General features: G+C 57.6%; 19 protein-coding genes. 15 read left to right on the top strand and 4 right to left on the bottom strand.

Translation table 11 applies throughout. The features are described from left to right. Positions 1-114: 114 nt before the first annotated feature. The gene (locus tag FY046_RS02685) at positions 115-2,466 is read left to right on the top strand and encodes a TonB-dependent receptor domain-containing protein (protein WP_446185726.1); all 2,352 of its coding nucleotides are present in this window, start codon (positions 115-117) and stop codon (positions 2,464-2,466) included. A gap of 64 nt (positions 2,467-2,530) precedes the next feature. Here FY046_RS02685 and FY046_RS02680 read toward each other — a convergent pair whose 3' ends face one another. Next, positions 2,531-3,631 (bottom strand): NADH:flavin oxidoreductase/NADH oxidase, encoded by a 1,101-nt coding sequence (locus tag FY046_RS02680; protein ID WP_171149144.1) that lies wholly within the window; start codon positions 3,629-3,631, stop codon positions 2,531-2,533. Positions 3,632-3,718: 87 nt separating this feature from the next. Beyond that, positions 3,719-4,618 carry a LysR family transcriptional regulator gene (locus FY046_RS02675; protein WP_133841576.1) on the bottom strand — a complete coding sequence of 300 codons (900 nt, stop codon included), beginning with the start codon at positions 4,616-4,618 and terminating at the stop codon, positions 3,719-3,721. 123 nt (positions 4,619-4,741) lie between these two features. On the opposite strand from FY046_RS02675, the gene FY046_RS02670 reads away from it, so the two are divergent. Beyond that, positions 4,742-5,254 (top strand): SRPBCC domain-containing protein, encoded by a 513-nt coding sequence (locus FY046_RS02670; RefSeq protein ID WP_133841577.1) that lies wholly within the window; start codon positions 4,742-4,744, stop codon positions 5,252-5,254. A gap of 111 nt (positions 5,255-5,365) precedes the next feature. Beyond that, complete coding sequence (locus FY046_RS02665; protein WP_133841578.1) at positions 5,366-6,304, top strand: 2-hydroxyacid dehydrogenase; 939 nt, start codon at positions 5,366-5,368, stop codon at positions 6,302-6,304. 632 nt (positions 6,305-6,936) lie between these two features. Here FY046_RS02665 and FY046_RS02660 read toward each other — a convergent pair. Together FY046_RS02660 and FY046_RS02655 are read right to left on the bottom strand one after the other, a co-directional pair. Continuing rightward, on the bottom strand, positions 6,937-7,629 hold the full coding sequence (locus FY046_RS02660) for an RraA family protein (RefSeq protein WP_200643500.1): 693 nt from the start codon (positions 7,627-7,629) through the stop codon (positions 6,937-6,939). A gap of 12 nt (positions 7,630-7,641) precedes the next feature. After that, positions 7,642-8,850 (bottom strand): aspartate transaminase, encoded by a 1,209-nt coding sequence (locus FY046_RS02655; RefSeq protein WP_167863662.1) that lies wholly within the window; start codon positions 8,848-8,850, stop codon positions 7,642-7,644. 320 nt (positions 8,851-9,170) lie between these two features. Here FY046_RS02655 and nac point away from each other — a divergent pair, with 320 nt between their 5' ends. The 12 genes from nac (at position 9,171) to FY046_RS02595 (ending at position 21,245) form a co-directional block, all read left to right on the top strand. Next, positions 9,171-10,094, top strand: coding sequence for a nitrogen assimilation transcriptional regulator NAC (gene nac, locus FY046_RS02650; protein ID WP_200643498.1), 924 nt, complete (start codon positions 9,171-9,173; stop codon positions 10,092-10,094). 220 nt (positions 10,095-10,314) lie between these two features. Beyond that, positions 10,315-10,986 carry a 5-oxoprolinase subunit PxpB gene (gene pxpB / locus FY046_RS02645; RefSeq protein ID WP_446185725.1) on the top strand — a complete coding sequence of 224 codons (672 nt, stop codon included), beginning with the start codon at positions 10,315-10,317 and terminating at the stop codon, positions 10,984-10,986. Beyond that, positions 10,983-11,951, top strand: a complete 969-nt coding sequence (locus FY046_RS02640) for a 5-oxoprolinase subunit C family protein (RefSeq protein WP_212813015.1) — start codon at positions 10,983-10,985, stop codon at positions 11,949-11,951. Before pxpB ends, FY046_RS02640 begins: the two co-directional genes overlap by 4 nt. 19 nt (positions 11,952-11,970) lie before the next feature. Beyond that, positions 11,971-12,426, top strand: coding sequence for an acetyl-CoA carboxylase biotin carboxyl carrier protein (locus tag FY046_RS02635; protein WP_133841584.1), 456 nt, complete (start codon positions 11,971-11,973; stop codon positions 12,424-12,426). After that, complete coding sequence (locus tag FY046_RS02630) at positions 12,407-13,180, top strand: LamB/YcsF family protein (protein WP_446185724.1); 774 nt, start codon at positions 12,407-12,409, stop codon at positions 13,178-13,180. The genes FY046_RS02635 and FY046_RS02630 overlap by 20 nt, the downstream gene beginning before the upstream one ends. 105 nt (positions 13,181-13,285) lie before the next feature. Then, positions 13,286-14,038, top strand: a complete 753-nt coding sequence (locus FY046_RS02625; RefSeq protein ID WP_133841586.1) for an SDR family oxidoreductase — start codon at positions 13,286-13,288, stop codon at positions 14,036-14,038. A gap of 28 nt (positions 14,039-14,066) precedes the next feature. Continuing rightward, positions 14,067-14,768 carry an amino acid ABC transporter permease gene (locus FY046_RS02620; protein ID WP_133841587.1) on the top strand — a complete coding sequence of 234 codons (702 nt, stop codon included), beginning with the start codon at positions 14,067-14,069 and terminating at the stop codon, positions 14,766-14,768. Positions 14,769-14,774: 6 nt separating this feature from the next. Beyond that, complete coding sequence (locus FY046_RS02615) at positions 14,775-15,533, top strand: amino acid ABC transporter permease (RefSeq protein ID WP_446185723.1); 759 nt, start codon at positions 14,775-14,777, stop codon at positions 15,531-15,533. A gap of 3 nt (positions 15,534-15,536) precedes the next feature. Further along, positions 15,537-16,274 carry an amino acid ABC transporter ATP-binding protein gene (locus FY046_RS02610; RefSeq protein ID WP_133841589.1) on the top strand — a complete coding sequence of 246 codons (738 nt, stop codon included), beginning with the start codon at positions 15,537-15,539 and terminating at the stop codon, positions 16,272-16,274. A gap of 32 nt (positions 16,275-16,306) precedes the next feature. Next, positions 16,307-17,149 carry an ABC transporter substrate-binding protein gene (locus FY046_RS02605; protein ID WP_200643493.1) on the top strand — a complete coding sequence of 281 codons (843 nt, stop codon included), beginning with the start codon at positions 16,307-16,309 and terminating at the stop codon, positions 17,147-17,149. A gap of 797 nt (positions 17,150-17,946) precedes the next feature. Next, positions 17,947-19,836, top strand: coding sequence for a beta-glucoside-specific PTS transporter subunit IIABC (locus FY046_RS02600; RefSeq protein WP_227534758.1), 1,890 nt, complete (start codon positions 17,947-17,949; stop codon positions 19,834-19,836). Continuing rightward, positions 19,833-21,245, top strand: a complete 1,413-nt coding sequence (locus FY046_RS02595; RefSeq protein WP_133841592.1) for a glycoside hydrolase family 1 protein — start codon at positions 19,833-19,835, stop codon at positions 21,243-21,245. The genes FY046_RS02600 and FY046_RS02595 overlap by 4 nt, the downstream gene beginning before the upstream one ends. Positions 21,246-21,297: the final 52 nt, after the last annotated feature.

The following is a 21,297-nucleotide window of genomic DNA, read 5'->3' as shown; positions in this document are numbered from 1 at the left end:
CTATCTCTCGCTTTTAAAATAATAACAATTAGCGGAGCCTGGTGAACAAGGCCTGCATTTTTTCTATTGAAGCAACCCGTGAGCAAATACTAATAACATAGTAAGGGTTATCTAATGCTCACATATTCAACATTCCAGGGGATCACCGCGCCCGCGATGAAATGTGCGGTGCTGGCTACGGCCATCCATTGTGCCTGTGGTTTCGCACAGACCACCACGGCACCTTCAGACAATAGCACGGATACTCAGGGTGAAATGACCGTCATTTCACCACGGGTGCCATTGCAGGCGGGCAGTAAAACCAGCGTTACGGTTGAGCAGATGCAGAGAAATGGGACCACCGATTTTGGTTCGGTGATGCGCTATCAGCCATTGATCAGCGCCACCGGCGTCAGTGGAGGGTCCAGCGCCGGTAAAAGCGGTTTTGACCGCAGCGGTTATACCGGTTTCAATATTCGCGGGCTGGAAAGTAACCGTGTCGGTCTTGATGTTGACGGTAGTCCGTTGCCAGATGCCACAGGTCGCAGTTACGTCAGCCGTGCCGGATTAAATACCTTCGGTATTGGTCGCGACTATATTGATCCTTATATGTATGGCCGTGTTGATATTCAGGCAGGTGCCTCTGCCGTTGAGCAGTCAAATACCAGTATTGGCGGTACGGTTTCTTTCCGTAATAAAAGTGCGGATGATTATCTGCGTCCGGATAAAGAGAGCTACTTTGGTTACCAGAGTGATTACGACTCCTCTAACCGTGGCTGGCACAATGGCATCACCGCTGCGGCAGGAGACAGTACCCTGCGCGGTGTGGTGGTGATCAGCCGCCGTGATGGGCAGGAAACCCGCAATAACAGCGGGACAGTCGATGCTTACCCGGCAAACTGGCATTCGACGGCGGTGATGATGTCGGGGATCTGGCAGCCAAACGATGAACACAAGTTCACCGCCACGCTGGATGACTATCATAAAACCAACCATACCCATTACGATACCTGGTCAAACGACAGCATCATTGGCGACACCCAACAGCAGAGCGATACGCGCCGCTGGGGGATTGCTCTGGGTGACGAGTACACGCCGGATAATGGGTGGGTCGACAGCCTGACCACGCGCCTGGATTATCAGCATACGGAAGCGCATGACACCAGCCTGATACCGTCAACCAGCAGCCAGAGCATTGTCTATTCCGACTACAACGTTGAAACATGGGGGCTGGATACCCGCGTCACGAAAACGCTGGGCCGTCATGATCTCAGCGCCGGGCTGAATGCACGTATGACTGACAGCGAACGTCCGTTCCGTCAGTCTCCGGCCCCCAGTGTCTACAGCGTGATCATGCAGCCGCAGGCCGACAGCCGTACCTATATTCTCGGCGGATATCTCCAGGACAAAATCAATTTCGACGTGGAGGGCAGCAAGTTCGCCGTGATCCCGGCGGTGCGTCTGGCTTATCAAAACACCAGGCCGCAGAACCTCAGTAGCCTGACCACGGGCAGTACGGTGCTGACGGAGTCAGAGCTGGAAACGCTGTACGGCAAAGCCAACAGCGATAGCCAGGTTCTGCCCTCGCTGACCTTACAGTATGAGTTAACGCCGTCACTGCTGACTTACGTGCAGTACAAGCGCGGCGCGCAGTTCCCGAACGCCAGTCAGCTTTATGGTTCGTGGAACCTCGGATCGTCCTATGCCGGTACGGCGCAGTATGCGCTGATCGGCAATACCGATCTGGAAACCGAAACCAGTAACAACGTCGAGTGGGGCCTGAAGGGCAACGTGACTGAAGGCGTCAACTTCAGCGCGGCGATGTTCTATAACTCTTATAAGAACTTTATCGCCAATACCCGCTACACCCGATCGGGTAATCCGGAAAAATTCACCAACGTACCGTCAAATATTTACACCGTTTATCAGGCTGAGAACCGTGATAAAGCCTATATCTGGGGCGGTGAGATGAGTACCAAAGTGAACGTCGGCACCTGGTTTAACGCGCTCAATGGCCTGAGTACAACTCTGGCTGTGGGCTACAGCGAAGGGAAATCGAAGTCCAGCTACAGCGGCGACAGCTATGTTGATCTCGACAGCGTGGCACCGATGAAAGCGGTAGTGGGTATGGCCTGGGATGATCCTGCACAGCGTTATGGTGCGGCGGTCACCGCGACCTTTGTGAAAGGCAAAAAAGCCGAGTCCACCAGCCGTGAAAGCTATAGCAACACCGGGACCGCGCTGGCCAGTGGCAGCGATGACTACACCCGCATCCCGGGTTACGGCATGGTGGATATGACGGCGTACTGGCGTGTGGCGAAAAACATGAAGTTAAGCGGGGGCATCTATAACCTGACTGACCGCAAATACTGGGATTACCTCAGCAGCCGTCAGCTGACAAGCACCAGCACACAGGATGCGTATGAGCAGGCGCTGGCCGTCATGCCGGGCCGTACCTTCCAGTTGGGTGTCAATGTTGATTTCTGATAAAGCGATTGAGGCATAAAAAAACGGCGCAGCCTCATCAGGCTGCGCCGTTTTTATTGAGCGGTTACTCGCCTAAACGATAGCGTTCCAGCCAGTGCGCGTAAGGCGCAGGCAGTACCCAGGATGGGCGCTCAACGTTCAGTTTCTTCGCCAGATAGTACGGATAATGCGGGTTGGCGAGGTGCGCACGACCAATCATCACCAGATCCATCTGCTGTTCGGCAATCACCCGCTCAGCCACGTCCGGCGCTTCAATGCCCCAGGACGATGCCACCGGTAAAGCGGCTTCACGACGCACGCGTTCGGCCACCGGCGCCAGGAAGGCCGATCCCCACGGGATCTCGGTTTCAGCAATCGTGAAGCCCACGCTGACATTCAGCAGATCCAGACCGCCATCACGCATCAGTCGCGTCAGTTCAATCGATTCCGCCAGCGTCTGCTCATCACGTCCGTCATATTCGATCACGCCAAAACGTGCCGTCAGCGGCAGATTTTCTGGCCATACTTCGCGAACAGCGGCCAGGGTTTCCAGCAGGAAGCGGCTGCGCCCGGCGAAGTCTCCGCCGTACTGGTCGTTACGCTGGTTAGCGTGGACTGAGAAGAAGCTCTGGGCCAGATAGCCGTGCGCGAAGTGCAGCTCCAGCCATTCAAAACCGGCATCCCGTGCACGACGTGCGGCCGCGACAAAATCGCTTTTCACCCGGGTAATATCATCCAGCGTCATGGCCTTCGGCACCTGTGGGAGATGGTGCCCAAAGGCTACCGCAGATGGAGCGAGGGTTGCCCAGCCACGACTGTCCCCGGCGGCGATATGATCATCACCTTCCCACGGACGGTTGGCGCTGGCTTTACGTCCGGCATGGCCGATCTGAATACCCGGCACGGCCCCGGCGGCTTTAATCGATGCGGCAATTTTTGCCATTCCTTCAGCCTGCTGATCATTCCACAGCCCGGTACATGCCGGAGTGATACGGCCTTCCGGTGACACCGCCGTGGCTTCGACAATGACCAGCCCGGCACCACCGCGCGCCAGCGCCGGGTAGTGCACCTGATGCCAGTCAGTGGTCAGGCCCTCTTCGGCGCTGTACTGACACATGGGTGGGATGGCGATGCGGTTACGTAACGTGACGTCTTTCAGTGTGAAAGGAGTAAACAGTGCAGACATAATCAACCTGTAAAGTGAGAAAATACGGGAAACAGTGCGCCACACTAAGGCACGTGATACGGCGGACGATAAGCTGTGAGTGCTGTATCAGTGGGTTAGCATCTTTAACAACAGTGTACGCAGCCAGCGATGCCCGGGATCGCGATGGCTGCGTTCATGCCAGACCACGCTTTTACTGAACCCGACGATCGTCAAAGGCGGCGCGAGCTGGATCAAACCGTGGGTATGCTGCGCCAGTCGCTGCGGTACAACGGCTATCAGATCGCTGCTGCGCAGGATCTCAGGCAGTACCAGAAAACTGTTCACTGCCAGCGTCACCCGACGCTCGCGACCCAATGTGGCCAGCGCCTCGTCGGTCACACCACGAAACTGTGTGCCGCTGTGTGACACCAGTGCATGGTCGAGTGCGCAGAAGCGGTCAAGTGAGAGCGCACCCGATGCTGCATCCGGATGCCCGGTGCGCAACAGGCAAACATACTGCTCCTCAAACAGCGGGTGGGCATGCAGGTCAGGTGGCGTGGTCTCCGGCGTGACCAGCGCCATATCCACCTCTCCTTGTGCCATCTGTGCGGCCAGCTGTTCGTTGACCACCGGCTGCACGCTGACCCGCACTCCCGGTGCCTGCTGGCGCAGCGCCGTAATAAACGGCACCACTACGGCACTGAGCGCGTAATCGGTGGCGGCAATCCGCAGCGACATCTGCGCACGGGCAGCATCGAAGACCTTCGGTTGCAGGAGCAGGCTGACTTCAGCCAGGATTTGCTTCACCGGAGCGGCCAGCTCCAGCGCACGCAGAGTCGGCGTAATGCCGTGACGGTTACGGATAAACAGCGGGTCGTTAAAACATTCGCGCAGCCGGGTCAGCATGCCACTGACGGCGGGTTGCGTCAGGGCCAGACGCTGAGCAGCGCGTGTCACACTGCATTCATCCAGCAGGGCATCCAGGGTTTTCAGCAGGTTAAGATCAAGGGTTCGGAGATCGGCCATGGTGCAGACTCACTGATTAAAATATTAGAATATAGAATATCTTAAATAAAAAATGACGATTGGTTTTATGTCTCAGGCCGGTGCAGCATAGCGGTGAATTCAATCTTAATGAAGGCACTCCCGATGAACAGCATTAACTGGCCACAAGGCTATATTCCCGGTTTTAGCGATAACTTTGCCTCCAATGAAATGGTCATCACCGGGGTCAGCGTCGCCGCCCTGTGGGACAAGCTGACCGATACGGCGGCATGGCCGGATTACTACAGCAATGCCAGTGATATACATTTCCACGATGGCACTGGCCCACGACTGACGGATGGCGCACGCTTCCGCTTTACCACTTTTGGTTTCCTGGTCGAGGCCGAAGTGAACGAATTTGAGCCACCGCTGGCGGGCAGCGCAGGACGCATTGCCTGGCATGGCTGGTGCGGTGACGACAGCGAAAGCCGCCTGGATGTGCATCATGCCTGGCTGATTGAAGCGCTGCCGGGCGGCCGCGTCCGCTTGCTGACGCAGGAAACACAGAACGGTAAACCTGCCCGCGATCTGGCGTCTGCCCGCCCCAATCCGATGATCAATGGTCATCAGGCGTGGCTGGACGGCATGATTGCAGCAGCCCGCACCGCGCAGCAATAAGTTCACCTTATCAGGTAATAAGTAGAATGTTGCTGGAGGGAGAGTGAAAGTCTGCCAGGTTATTAACGTGTTTTTCCTCTTACCCTGACGTTAATAATAAAGGTACCCGCAATGAAACAGGACATTCTGATTATTCAGCCACTGATGCCGGAACTGAGCGAGGTTCTGCACCAGCACTATCACTGTCATCGTCTGTATGAACAGACGGACATGGCTGCCTTTCTTGAGGAACATGCAGGCAAGATCAAAGCGGTTGCCACCCGGGGAGATGTCGGATTGGCGGCTGATTTGATGGCTGCGCTGCCTGCGTTGGAACTGATCGCTGTTTTTGGTGTTGGCACCGATGGTATCGATCTGTCGGCTGCCCGCGATCGCGATATCACGGTGACCATCACCTCCGGCATTCTGACGGATGACGTGGCGGATCTGGCACTGGCGCTGATGCTTGGTGTGTCACGACAGATCGTGGCGCAGGATGCGTTTCTGCGCAGCGGGGCCTGGCAGGAACGCCCGCCGCAGTTGGGTTATAAGCTGTGCGGTAAACGCGTGGGGATTATGGGGCTGGGTAAGATTGGTGCCGCTATTGCCCGGCGCTGTGCGGGCTTTGATATGCAGGTCGGTTACTGCAACAGTCGCCAGAGCAGTGAGCCAGGATGGCAGCGTTTTGGCGATTTGCATCAGCTGGCGCAGTTCAGTGATTTCCTGGTGCTGGCCGTGCCGGGAGATGAACGTAATCGCAAGATGGTGGATGCGGATATCCTCAGCGCGTTGGGGAAAGAGGGCATTTTGATTAACGTTGCCCGTGGGGCGGTAGTGAATGAGGATGATCTGATCGAAGCACTGCAAAATCATGCCATTCGCGGGGCAGGACTGGATGTGTTTGACAATGAACCGACGATTGATACACGTTTTGCGGCGCTGACCAACACGGTTCTGATGCCGCATATTGCCAGTGCAACGGTCGAGACGCGTCAGGCGATGGCACAAAATGTGGTGGATAATCTGGCGGGATGGTTTGCAGGGAAGGGGGCGGTCACGCCCGTGGAGTAGAAATATCCACACAAAATAAGTCAGCGATTATTTGTAGTGGTCGACCTCTGAGGGATCCCCAGGCATTTTTTATCGCGGATAGTTTGGCTTCCGGTCTGAGGCCAGTTTGAGCACGCCGGATCGGCAAAAGACGCATCCCTGCGGGCCTCGGCACGCGACGTCCTGTCGCGTGACGTCCGGCTTACCTCAAACTGGCCCCCTCCCCGCAAGATAGCGCTCGCTGTGGGTTTTAAAAGCATCAGAACGTGACGATCTCTGCGGATTGACTGGAATCAGAATTCTGGGCTTTGGGATGGGTTCGGGTTTTGACCTGGATTTTGACGTTGAGGCGGCATTCAGCAGCGCTGAGGAAGCACAGTGAACCAGGACGAACCGCCAGGACGGCGGTGAGAGGGAGAGCCGGCACAGGGATGTGCCGTCACGACCGCTCCGTCGGTGAACGACGCTTGCGAAGGCATCCACGCAGTGGACGCAGCGCCTGCCGCAAAGCCCGGGTCCCCAGGGTGGGGGCGACTGCCCACCCTGGGTCGCTCAGCCCGCGCAGCGGGAAAGCGAAACGCCCTTGACGTTGACGTTGACGTTGACCTGGACAATCGTGCAGATCAGCAGAGCCTGCGACAGATCGCAAAAGCTTAATACTGCCCGTCAATCACTTCTACGCCCTTACCGGCCAGCCAGGGGTCGATCCACTCCCGCTCCAGCTCCCCGCGCTTCGCCAGTTCAAAATTGCGCTCATCAACAATCAGATAAGCCTGCGCGGCTTCCAGAATCTGCGCAGCATCTGCTTTGGGGATCACTATCACGCCATCGTGATCGCCGAGAATAATATCGCCCGGCGAGACATGAATATTCCCACAGGCAATCGGCACATTGATCTCACCAGGGCCATCTTTAAACGGCCCGCCGGGCGTGACGCCGGCAGCGTACAGGTGATAATCCATCTTGCTGATGCCTTCAATATCTCGGATCGCGCCGTCCAGTACCAGTCCTTCAATATTGCGCTGGCGTGCCCAGGTGGTCATCACTTCCCCCATTAGCGCCTGGCTCCGATCGCCCTCGTTCGACACCACGATCACATCACCCGCCCCTGCCATATCCATCGCTTTATGCAGCATCAGATTACAACCGGAACGGGCTTTGACCGTCACCGCCAGACCACACATGGTGGAATGGGACGGATTGCTCATTAGCCGAATATCGCAGGCCAGCGCAGGCAGACGGCTCATGCAGTCTGCAACTACAGCCGCAGGCAGGGTGCGAAACGCCTCAACATAAGGCGCGGCCTGTAAATCACGTTGTAAGAAAATACGGTTACCAACAGTCATAACAATCCTCGTTTAGTTCAGGCTGGCAACGGCAGCGGCAATCAGATCCGCGCCCTGTTGCAAGGCAGGTAAATCGGTAGCAATCGACAGGCGGAAATAAGGCGACAGGCCGTAAGCAGCCCCGGCCACCACAGCAACACCTGCGGTATCCAGCAACCACAGCACCACGTCGTTATCCGTGGACAGACGTTGCCCTTCCGCCGTGGTTTTCCCCAGCAGCCCCCCGCAGTTGACGTAAAGATAAAAGGCGCCTTCCGGCAGACGGCAGCTCAGCCCGGGAATAGCATTCAGACGTGCGGCCATATCGTCACGGCGCTGGCGGTAAACCTCCAGGCTGTGGGTGATAAATTCGGTACCGCTGTTCAGCGCCGCCAGTGCCGCAGCCTGGCTGACGGAGCTGGCGTTGCTGGTGGACTGCGATTGCAGCGTGCCCATCGCCGCGATCAATGCTTTAGGCCCGGTGGCATAACCGATACGCCAGCCGGTCATAGCGTAGGTTTTCGACACGCCGTTGACGATTAGGGTACGGTCAGCAAGGCGCGGCTCCACCTCCAGCAGATGCACATTCGGCGCATTGTCATAGCGGATATGCTCGTAGATATCGTCGGTCATGATCGCCAGATGCGGGTAATCCAGCAGCACATCGGCCAGCGCGCGCAGCTCGGCACGCGTATAGCTGGCACCGCTCGGGTTGGAAGGGGAGTTAATCAGCAGCCAGCGGCAGCGGCTGGTAATCGACGCACGCAGATTTTCCGGCGTCAGTTTGAACCCGTCCTGCTCGCTACAGGTGACAATCACCGGGCGGCCATCGCAGGCCAGCACCATATCCGGATAGGAAACCCAGAAAGGTGCCGGGATCAGCACTTCATCGCCGGTTTCCAGCGTAGCGGCAAAGGCGTTAAAAATGGCGCTCTTGGCCCCGTTGGTGACAATCACATCATCGGCATTTACCGTCAGGCGGTTCTCACGCAGGAACTTCTCTGCGATCGCCGCACGCAGTGCCGGGGTACCGTTATTCTGTGTATAGCGCGTTTCACCGCGCTCAATCGCGGCGCTGGCGGCCTGGCGGATCACCGCGGGGGTGTCAAAGTCCGGCTCACCCACCACCAGATTAACAATCGATTTTCCGGCACGTTTTAGCGCATTGGCGCGGTCGGAAGCGGTACTGCTCGGCGAGGGTTTAATGCGGGTAACGCGATTAGCAATATGGATGGCACTCATGGCAACACTCCGGTCGGTGGCGTAATAGCCTTAAGTTACGAACACCGGCGCGCTTCGGCTAAGAGGAGTTTGTTCTGATTCAAGAGCGAAAGCTTATGGATGGGGCAGAGCCATAAGCAAAAGCCATTTATTGGTGCAGCGCTGCATCACAGAACGGAGAAAAAGGATGTTAAAAAACGGTTAAAATAGCGATCTATCTCACTGTTTTACATATTAACTTTCTTGATGTGTCGGCGCTCACCCTTAGAGTGGTCTGGATCTTGCTATATTCCCCTTCACCCGATTGTTACCGCAGCGCAGTGCAGAAGAGGAAGGTCACGATGAATCTCAGGCGGCTCAAATACTTTATCAAAATTGTCGATGTCGGCAGTTTGACTCAGGCAGCTGATATTCTGCACATCGCGCAGCCTGCACTCAGCCAGCAGCTCGCATCGCTGGAAGGCGAAGTCAAACAGCAACTGCTGATCCGCACCAAACGCGGCGTCACGCCCACCGAGGCGGGCAATATTCTTTATGCGCACGCCCAGGCGATCCTGCGCCAGTGCGAACAGGCACAGAGTGCCATTGATGGTGCCGGGCAGGCACTGAGTGGGCAGGTGTCGGTCGGGCTGGCGCCCGGTACGGCGGCCTCGCTGCTGGCCCTGCCGCTGATGGAAGAAGTGCGTAAACAGCATCCGGGCATTCTGCTCTATTTTAATGAAAGCTTCGGCACCACCCTCAGTGAACTGATCATGAGTGGGCGTATGGATATGGCGGTGCTGTATGGCAACCGTCAGGTGCACGGGCTGGCGTTTATCCCGCTGATGAAAGAGGACCTGTATCTGGTGACGCCGCAGGGCGCCGCCAGCTTTGGTAAAACCGTTACCCTGCAAGAGATTGCGCATCTGGAGCTGTTCCTGCCGCGTCCTTACAACATTATGCGCAAACTGGTCGATGAAGCCTTCGTGCAGAAAAACCTCTCTTACAGCGTAAAATGTGAAATTGAGTCAGCCTCCACACTGGCGCTGGCGCTGGATAAGAACCTCGGTGCCACTATCCTGCCGGAGTCCATTGCGCGCAACATGGTGGCGCAGGCCCATGCACGCATGGCGAAGATTGTCGACCCGGGCATTCAGGCGCCACTCTCATTTTGTACCTCGGATCACCTGCCGCTTTCACAGCCTGCCGAGGCGGTGAAAAAAATCCTGCTGGCGCTGATGGCCGAACGCACCCAGGACAATCGCCCACTGACGCTGGTGGGGTAAGGTCATCTTCTGAAGGAGGCGGCGATACTCTGTAGGGGTCGATCATCTTTTTCGATCGACCCGTGCTGATGGTATGCACCTCATGCACGCAAAATCTTAAGAGTAATAAGTCTGTCTTATCCCCCTAAAGCGAAACCCTCTTACAGACTGGCAGAACGACCGGGCTACAGTGGCCTTATGTCGGGCTTTCCGTTGACGGATATGATGTTGAGGATGAGGAATGGATCCAGCAGGTCAGTTACAGGCACCGCAAATCAGCTGGCTGGGCACCCACGCTCTGCTGTTTGAAGCGCCGGGGGCACTCTCACTCGTGAACCAGCAGCGCATCTGGGCGCTCGCAGACTACAGCGCCAGGCTGAACAGTATTCGCGGCGTGGTTCCGGGGATGAACAACCTGATGCTGGTGTTCGACCCACAGTGGTGCGGGGCCGCATTGCTGCCGGAACAGCTGCTGCGCCAGTGGGAGCGGGGGGAGAGTAAAACCTTCTCCGGGCGCATCATCGAACTGAACGTCATCTACGGTGGCGAACCGGGGCCGCATATCTGCGATGTGGCGGAACACACCGGTATGACGATCCAGGAAATCGTTCAGCGCCACAGCGAACCCCTCTATCCGGTTTATGCCCTCGGTAGCCATCCCGGTTACTGCTATCTCGGCAATATGGACCCGCAGATCGCCACGCCACGCCGCAGTACCCCGGTGCAGAGCATTCCCGGTGGTTCAGTGTCGATTGGCGGTGTGCAGACGGGCGTTTCCGCCTCCGCCGGACCGAGCGGCTGGAACACCATCGGCCGCACGGATTTTATCTTCTTTGATGCCCACGCTGAACCGCCGGTACGTTTGCAGCCCGGTGACAGCATTCGTTTTCGCGTGGGAAAGGTGCTGGCATGATCGAAATTGAACGCACCACACCGCTCACCAGCGTGCAGGATAATGGTCGCTTCGGCGCGCTGCATTACGGCGTCGGTACGGCGGGGGTGATGGACCCTCTGGCGCTGCGCCTCGGTAATGCGCTGCTGGGTAACCACCCGGACGACGCAGTGATTGAAGTCCCGCTGTTTCCTTTCCGTGTCCGTTTTCATAGCGATGGCCTGTTTGCGCTCAGCGGCGGTGACAGCCAGGCCTCGCTGGACGGAAAGCCGGTTCCCGCATGGTGGGTGGCACACGCCCGCGCAGGCCAAGTGCTGACGCTCAATGCCTCGCGTTTTTCCGCCCGCAGCTATCTGCACCTGCCGGGTGGGGTGGATGTTCCCCGGGTGCTCGGTTCGCGCAGCACGCAGTTACGCGGTGAATTTGGCGGCTGGCAGGGACGCGGCCTCAGCGCAGGCGACCGGCTGAACGCCCGCACCCCTGACTATCGTGGTGCCTCTGACTTCGGTATTCCCTCACCACGACTGACGTTGCAAGCAGGCTCATTGCAGGTGCCGCACATCCGCGTGCTGCCCGCGGCCGAATACACCCGCTTCACGGCGGAATCTGTCCAGCGCTTTTGGCAGCAGTCGTGGCGTATCACACCGCAAAGCAACCGCTACGGCTACCGGTTGGAAGGCGAAGGGCTGGTGGCAAAAGTGCCGCTGGAGATGCGTTCTCACGGCATCATCCCTGGCGTTATCCAGGTCACCCATAGCGGCCAGCCGATTATTCAAATGCGTGATGCGCAACCCAGCGGAGGCTATCCGAAACTGGGGACGGTGATAGACGCCGACATGTGGCTGTTGGGACAGGTGCCGGTGGGCAGCCAGGTACGTTTTGTGGAAGTGGATCTGCTTCAGGCGCAGCAGGCACAGCAGGTGCAGGACCGCTGGCTGGATAACCTGTGTCATCAGATTGAACGTTACCGCCGCAGCGCGGGCTGACCCGATAAAAGGAGAACGAATGTTAGCATTTCGAGAGTTACAGGGCCTGGTCAATCAGATGCAGCGTAGCGGCCTGACCAGCCTGCAAATTAACAGCGCGGACTATGCCATTCGCATGACCTGTCAGCCGGGAAGTCAGCGGCCCGTCGCTGCCCCCGAACCGGTTGCTGCCATAACGGTGCCCGTCATGCCGGTTGCCGTCACGGCACCGATGCCGGGCCGCCTCTGGTTACAGGACCCGTTGAGCGGTAAAAACGTCGGCCCCGTTTCCGGGCCGGTGGAAGCAGGCTGCCTGCTGGCGCTGGTTCAGGCCGGGCCGCTTTGCCTGCCGGTCCGTGCGCCGCAGGACGGCATCCTGACTAGCATTGAGGCGACACAAGGTCAGGCAGTGGAGTACGCCCAGGCGCTGATGCAATTGCTGCCGCAGGAAAAACCACAGACAGAGGAACAGAGCCATGCGCAGCATCGATCTTAACGCCGATCTCGGCGAAGGCTTTGGCGACTACACCCTCGGGGATGATGCCGGACTGATGGCACTGATCAGCTCGGCGAACGTGGCCTGCGGATTTCATGCGGGCGACGCCACCATTATGGCTCGCAGCGTCGCGCTGGCGAAACAGCACGGTGTTGACCTGGGTGCCCACGTTGGTTTCCCGGATTTACAGGGGTTTGGTCGCCGCCGGATGCAGATCGACCCGGCCAGGCTTGCGCACGATGTCACCTATCAACTGGGGGCGTTATCCGGCTTTGCCCGTGCCGCCGACTATCCGCTGACGCACATGAGCTTTCACGGCGCACTGGGCAATATGGCGGCAGAAGAGGAGGCGCTGGCACGGCCGCTGTTACAGGCGGTGCAGGCTTTTGATCCCGCACTGATTATCAGCACCACGCCGGGCAACGCCGTTGAACGCTGCGCACGGGCGCTGGGGCTGCATGTCGCCTGCACCTTCCTTGCCGACCGGGCTTTTCAGGCCAATGGCCTGCTGGTGCCGCGGGGGTCGCCGGGGGCAGTTATTCATGATGTTGAAGAGGTAAGCCGCCGGGTGATTAACCTGCTGACCACCGGGTCCATCACCGCCATCGACGGCACACGGCTGCCGATGAATGTGTCCTCCATTTTGCTGCACGGTGACACGCCGGGGGCGCTGGCACTGATTGCGCGTCTGCGCCGGGATATCCAGGCAAATGGCGGAGAAATCAGATCGCTGTCACAACAAAAAGCCCGTTAAGCCCGGTTATAAGAGTGGCTTATTGCCACAAAGGCTTAACCTCTTACCCCCTGGCAAGCCCAGGGGGATAGAGTCAAAACACCAGAAGAATAACAGGAGTGCATTATGCCTTTTTCAGATTACAAAACGGCCCTGGTCACCGGCGCATCCGCCGGCATGGGAGAAGCCATCGTCGAGCGCCTGTGCAAAGAGGGCATTGTGGTGCATGCGCTGGCGCGCCGCAGTGATGAGCTGGAGCGCCTGGCCGCCCGGACCGGTTGTATTCCCCACGTGGTAGATGTTGCGGATGTTAACGCACTGACCGAAGTCTGCCGCGACCTGCCGATCGATATTCTGGTCAACAACGCCGGTGTTTCACATCCTGGCTCCATTCTTAGTGCCGAAGAACAGCATGTAGACACCCAGGTGGATGTGAACCTGCGTGCCGTGCTGCATCTCTGCCGCCTGCTGGTGCCGGGCATGATGGAGCGCGACTGCGGGCATGTGATCAACATTACGTCGATTGCGGCGATCTACAACTTCGGTGGCAACTCGATTTACCACGCCACGAAAGCAGGTGTGCATGCGCTCTCGCGTCAGCTGCGCGTCGACTGTTATGGCAAACGTGTGCGTATCACCGAAATCTGTCCTGGCCGGGTGGCGACCGATATCTTCGGTAACGTGTCCGGTGATAAAGAGGGGGCGCGCCGTCAGTTTATCGACGGCTTCGAACTGCCGCAGGCCAAAGATATCGCCGATACCGTTGCCTTCGCGCTGGCCGCTCCGGTGGCGGTGAATATCGGTCATATCGAGATCACGCCGACGCTCCAGGTGCCGGGTGGGTTGTCAACCATGCGTCCAGGTGATGCCATCCGCTGACAAGCCGATTAACTGAGGGCAAGCGACAATGAACGGTTCACTTGATTTTAGCGTCATTCTGCATGGCCAGTACGGGCAGATGATCATCGACGGCATGCTGCTGACGCTGCAACTGGCGCTGGGTTCCTGGCTGCTGGCGATGGTACTGGCGATGCTGCTGGTGGTGATCCGCCTCAGTAACCTGCGCGTATTGCAGTGGCTGGTGGCCGCTTATGTCTCGTATCACCGCAATGTGCCCACGCTGATCCAGCTGATGATGTGGTATTTCGCCATTCCCACGCTGCTGCCGGAATCGGTGCAGATGTGGCTGAATGATTTCAACGCCGAATTTGTCTTCTCACTGGTGGCGCTGGGGCTGTGCCAGGCGGCGTATTTTTCCGAGGACATCCGCAGCGGCCTGCGTGCCACGCCGGAGGGGCAGACGGAAGCCGCCCGCGCCCTCGGCATGGGATATATGCAGTCGATGCATCTGATCATTCTGCCGCAGGGCATTCGTAATGCGTTGCCTGCGCTGATTAACCACACGGTGCTGCTGTTTAAAAATACCAGTCTGGCGATGGTGATTGGCGTGGCAGACCTGACCTACGTGACGCGGGAAATCGAAAACTACACCTTCCGTACCTTTGAAGCTTACCTGGTGTCAACGCTCTGTTACCTGTTCTTCTCTCTGTTGTTGATGGGCGCGGGTGCGCTGCTGGCGCAACGTTTCCAACGTGTCTATGCGAGGTAACGTCTGATGATGGAAATGCTGACGATTTTACAGCAGAACGGCATGTTGTTCCTGATGGGACAGTATCCGAACGGCCCGCTGGGCGGGGTGCTCTGTACCTTACTGGTGTCAGTACTGGCGATTGTGTTTGCGCTGCCGCTCGGCGTACTGCTAAGCGTGGCACGTGTTTCACCTTACCGCTGGCTGCGCTGGCCAGCGACCGCCTGGGTGTACGTGCTGCGCGGCATCCCGCTGCTGATGGTGGTGTTCTGGACCTACTTCTGTCTGCCGCTGTTACTGGGGCACACCCTGAGCGGCTTCGGCACCATGCTGATCACCCTGGTGATCTATGAAAGTGCCTATATCGCGGAGATCGTCCGTGCCGGTATCCAGGCACTGCCGCCGGGGCAGTACGAGGCATCACGTGCGCTGGGCATGAGCTACACCCGCACCTTCCGTCTGGTGATCCTGCCGCAGGCGCTCTACAACATGTTACCAAGCCTGGTCAGCCAGCTGGTCTCGATTATTAAAGACAGCACGCTGGGCTATGTGATCAACGTTCCTGAGCTGACCTTTGCGGCCAACCAGGTCAACAACCAGCTGCTGACCAAACCTTTCCAGGTGTTTGCCATTGTGGCACTGAGCTATTACATCATCTGTTTCAGTCTGACGTGGCTGGCGAACTGGCTGGAGCGGCGCATTGCGCAGAAACGTAATCGCAGCCATCCAGTGGCCTCTTCACAGTCCGGCACGTTGCTGGTGACCAAACCCGTTATTGAGGAGTAAGGCATGCATCCGATTATCCGGTTTAATCAGGTTAATAAGTGGTATGGCGCGTATCACGCTCTGGCCGACCTCAACGCGGAAGTGAACAGCGGTGAGGTGGTGGTGGTGTGTGGCCCGTCCGGTTCTGGCAAATCTACCCTGATCCGCACCGTCAACCGCCTGGAGCCGATCCAGGAGGGGCAGATCGTGTTCGATGGTCATGATATTCACGGCAGCGGCATGCAGCAGAACAAGCTGCGGGCGCGCATTGGCTTTGTGTTCCAGAGTTTTAACCTGTTCCCGCATCTGTCGGTGGTCGACAACGTGATGCTTTCACCCGTGAAAGTGCTGGGGATGAAGCGCAGTGAAGCGAAGCAACAGGCGCTGGCTTTACTCGACCGCGTGGGTCTTGCACACAAAGCCAATGCCTGGCCCGCTCAGCTCTCCGGTGGGCAACAACAGCGCGTGGCGATTGCCCGGGCGCTGGCAATGAAGCCCCCGGTGATGCTGTTTGATGAACCGACATCGGCGCTTGACCCGGAAATGGTCGGGGAAGTGCTGAACGTGATGCGCGGTCTGGCACGGGATGGCATGACCATGATGTGCGTGACACACGAAATGAATTTTGCCCGCGAAGTGGCGGACACGGTCTGGTTTATGGATGAAGGAAAGATCCTCGAAAAAGCCCGGCCTGAAGACTTTTTTACCCGGCCCGCACATGAGCGCGCCCAGCGTTTCCTGACCGATCTGCGTCAGCACTGATCTCACCTGCACATTAACGGAGTCTGTCGATAATGAATAAGAAACTTCCGCTGTCGTGGGCGATCTGCCTGCCCTTACTGCTGAGTGCCACCCTGTCTGCGCAGGCTGATACGCTGTCTGATATTGCCAGCCGTGGTCAGCTTAACTGTGGCGTTTACGCTGATGTCCCGCCGTTCTCCTCACCGGATCCGAAAACCCGTCAGCTGGTGGGGATGGATGTTGATCTGTGTCAGGCGCTGGCGGGTCAACTGGGAGTCAAGGTGAACCTGATGCCGGTTTCCGTTGAAGCCCGTATCGCGGTGCTGACGACCGGGCGCGTGGATGTGCTGATCGCCAACCTCGCTTACACCAAAAGCCGTGCTGCGCAGATCCAGTTCAGCGATCCGTACTACATTGCGAAAGAGGTGCTGGTGGTGAAAAGCCCCAATGCCGATAAAACCCCGGCAGACTTCAAAGGCAAGCGCCTGAGTTCAACGAAAGGTTCCACCTCAGAACAATCCATTCGCATGGCGCAGGCTAAGCCGGTGACGTTCCAGGATACCGCATCGGCCTACTTAGCACTGCAACAGAATAAATCCGTGGGTTTTGTCACCAACGGTATGACCGCCACCCAGCTGGTTAACCGCGCTGCGGCTGACAATATCAAGCTGGCGATGATCAAAGAGCCGATGGCGCTGGAACCGGTCGCCGTTGGGATGAAAAAAGGCGATGAGGCGCTGCTGACCAAAGTGAATGCCGGATTGATGGCGATGGAGCAGGGTGGTGAAATTGACCGCATCTGGAACCGCTGGCTCGGGCCGGACACCGAATACAAAATGGTGCGTGAAGAGAAAGTGCAGCCGCTGAGTGAGCTGAAGTTCGTGCCGCTGGAGTAGCACGGGAGGGACTTCCCCTGACCCGGGGTGATGGTCTGCATGACGGTCAACGTCAAGGTCAACGTTAAGGTCAACGTCAAGGGCGTTTCGCTTTCCCGCTGCGCGGGCTGAGCGACCAAAGGGCGGCAGTCGCCCCACCCTTTGGAATCCGGGCTTGCGGCAGGCGCATCGCCCGCTTTCAGCGGGTGCCATCGTCAGCTCCGTTCACCGACGGACTGGTCGTGACGGCACATCCCTGTGCCGGCTCTCCCTCTCACCGCCGTCCTGGCGGTTCGTCCTGGTTCACTGCGCTTCCTCAGCGCTGCTTAATTGCCGCCTCAACGTCAAAACCCAGGTCAACATCCAAACCAATGCACAGAGAGCGCCATGTTGTTGCGGTTTTAAAACCCACCGCGAGCAACGGTTCTGCGGGGATGGGGCCAGTTTGAGGTAAGCCGGACGTCACGCGGCAGGGACGCCGCGTGCCGAGGCCCGCAGGGATGCGTCTTTTGCCGATCCGGCGTGCTCAAACTGGCCTCAGACCTGAAGCCAGACTGCCCGCGACGACGTATATTCAGTAGCGACCGGATTTATCCGCATAAAGATGAGAGCCAGATCCCATTTTGTTATGGGAGTCATTGCCAGTTAATGCCGGAAATGATGATAATCGCGGCGCAACGGCTTTACAGGTTGCCCCCATTTTTTATTGCGGCATGTCACTGGTAAAGCAGGCAAGACCAAAATAAAAATGCATGACCTCTTTATTGAGGCGCATTTTTATTTTGGTCTTTTTTTTTGGTTTTTTTTGAGGGAATACCGTGGATTATAAAAAACTCGGCCATGAGATTTTAGCTCTCAGCGGCGGCAAAAATAACATCAGCAGGCTCACTCACTGTGCGACACGTCTGCGTCTTGAGTTCAGCGACCGCAGCCGGGTACAGGAGACGGAAATTGAAAAACTTCCGGGTGTGATCGGCGTGGTGGAAAGCGGCGGCCAGTTCCAGATTGTTGTGGGAAACCAGGTGCAGCAGACCTACCGTACGATGCTGGATGCTATTGGCAATGCCGCGCCAGGCGGCAAACCTGCGGCGGCAAAAGGCGGAATTTTCAGCCAGATTATCAGCGTGATTTCCACCACGTTCACCCCGGTTATCCCGGCAATCACCGGCGCCGGGATGATCAAAGCCCTGCTGGCGATTCTGAAACTGTGCGGGCTGATCAGCGTCAGCAGCACCACCTATCAGCTACTGGATACCATTGCTGATGCCGCCTTCTTCTTCCTGCCAGTGCTGCTGGCCTACGGTGCGGCGATTAAGTTTTCCTGCAACCCCATCCTTGCCATGACGATTGCCGGGGCGATGCTGCACCCCAACCTGGCGCAAATGCTGGCGAAAGGCGGGGAGATCACCTTTATCGGGATCGACGTTCGTCTGGCCGATTATGCCGGCTCCGTGCTGCCTATCATCTTTACCGTGTGGATCATGTCGTGGGTGGAACGCTTTGCTGAACGCGTGTCACCGTCGATGATCACCTTCTTTATCAAACCGATGATTGTGCTGCTGGTGACGGCACCGCTGGCGCTGGTGGCGATAGGGCCGTTTGGGATTTTACTCAATGACCTGGTGGCGAGCGGCGCGGCGGCGATTAACGGCAAGGCCAGCTGGCTGATTCCAATGCTGATGGGCGGCCTGCAACCCTTCCTGGTGATCACCGGCACTGCCTGGGCGATGACACCGATTGCCACCATGCAGCTGACCCGCCAGGGATTTGAGACGATTAACGGCCCCGGTATGCTGGCCTCCAATATTGCCCAGGGGGCGGCGACGCTCTGTGTTGCACTGAAAACCAAAAATAAAGATCTGAAGCAGCTGGCATCGTCCTCCGGTTTTACCGCGCTGCTGGGGATTACGGAACCGTCGTTATACGGGGTGACGCTGAAGTTAAAACGCCCGCTGATTGCCGCGATGATCGGCGGCGGCTGTGCCGGAATCTATGCCGGGTTAAGTGGGCTGGTGCGCTACGCCTTCGTCTCACCGGGCCTGGCAGCGTTGCCGGCGTTTATTGGTGAAAACCCGATGAATATTGTGCATGCGCTGGTGACCTGCCTGATTGCGGTGGTCGTCGCCTTTGCGCTGACCTGGATACTGGGTTTTGATGATCCCAAAGCCGCGGATGAAGCGACTGCCGAACCTGTGCCGGTGCAGGTAGCAGGCGTCTCGCCATCAACTCAGGTGAGTGAAACCCTGCACAGTCCTCTGAGCGGGCGCGTGCTGCCGCTGTCGGCAGTACCGGACGACGTTTTTTCTCAGGGCCTGTTAGGCCAGGGCGTGGCCATTGTGCCGGATCGTGGTGAACTGCTCTCGCCGGTTAATGGGGTGGTCGTGACCTTTCTGCCGTCGAAGCATGCCGTGGGAATTTTGTCGGACAGTGGCGCAGAGGTGTTGATCCACGTCGGAATCGATACCGTCAATCTGAACGGCACGTATTTCACCTCTTCATTACAGGTGGGCGATCGTGTCCATACGGGGGATGTGCTGGTGACCTTTGATGGCGCAGCCATTACCGCCGCGGGATATGAACTGATTACCCCGGTGCTGGTGGTCAACAGTGATGACTATCAGATCGTGCAGAATCTGGCTACAGACCAGGTCAATGGCGGCTCAGCGTTGCTGGCCCTGACCCCAAAACAACAAGCGAGCGTATCATGATTTATCAACAATCCCAGCCTTTCCCGGACGGCTTCTTGTGGGGGGCATCCACCTCTGCCTATCAGGTGGAAGGGGCATGGAATGAAGATGGCAAAAGCCCGTCGATTATCGATATGTGCCAGCATCCGCAGGAGACGGCAGATTTTACCGTTGCCAGCGACCACTATCATCGCTGCATCGAAGATGTACAGCTTTTCGCCGAACTCGGACTGAAAGCCTATCGCTTCTCCATCGCCTGGACGCGCATCATTCCCGGCGGCGTCGGTGAGGTGAATGCGCCGGGGCTGGCGTTCTATGAGCGACTGATTGATGAACTGAACCGTCACGGCATTGAGCCGATTGCCACGCTTTATCACTTTGACCTGCCCTGGTGCCTGGAGGAACAGGGCGGGTGGGAGAACCGCGCAACGATAGCGGCATTTGTTGAGTATGCGCGTACGCTGTTCAGTCATTTTGGCGGCAAAGTGAAACACTGGCTGACTATCAATGAACAGAACACCATGATCCTGCATCCGGGTGCCATTGGCCTGCCACCCGGTGGTGAACTGCCGTCGCCAGCGTCCCTCTGGCAGCAAAATCATCATATGATGCTGGCCCAGGCACAGGTGATGGCGCTGTGTCATCAGATGTTGCCCGACAGCAAAATTGGCCCGGCGATCAATACCACGTCAATGTATCAGGCCACATGCCGCCCGGAAGATGCTATCGCCGCGCATAACTGGGAAACCCTGCGCTGCTGGAGTTTTCTTGATGTGGCGGTGCACGGGCGCTATAACGCGCTGGCCTGGTGTTATCTGCAGGATCGCGGTCTTGCCCCACAGATGGCCGCCGGGGATGCTGAGATTTTACGCCAGGGTAAACCGGATTTTATTGCGATTAACTACTACTCGACCGCCACCATCGCCGCCAGTCAGGGTGATGCGTCGGATATCAGCGCACGTGCCGGTGACCAGCAAATCATGCTGGGCGAACCGGGTGTATATCGGGCAGCCGAAAATCCCTGGGTGGAGAAAACACCGTATGGCTGGGTGGTTGATCCGGTCGGGCTGCGTCTGACGTTGCGTAAAACCTGGGAACGCTATCATTTGCCGATTCTGATCACAGAAAACGGGATGGGCGCGCCGGATGTGCTGGAGGAAGGCGATATCATTGCCGATGATTATCGTATCGATTTTTTGCGTCAGCACATCGCGCAAATGCAGCTGGCGATAGCGGATGGCGTGCCGCTGATGGGGTATTGCCCGTGGTCAGCCATTGATGTGGTCAGTACGCATCAGGGCTATGGTAAACGCTACGGCTTTATATATGTGGATCGCGGCGAGCATGACGTGAAAGATCTACGGCGTATCCGCAAGGCCAGCTTCGGCTGGTATCAGCGGGTGATTGCCAGCAACGGCGCGACCCGGTAAAACAGAGCGCACAATCAGCAGCACAGGGGCCGGATGGCAGCACGATGGATAA

This window comes from Erwinia sp. 1181_3 (genome assembly GCF_052824965.1).
Note: the sequence above shows the minus strand (reverse complement) of the source record. Positions and strands in the feature narration are given on the sequence as shown.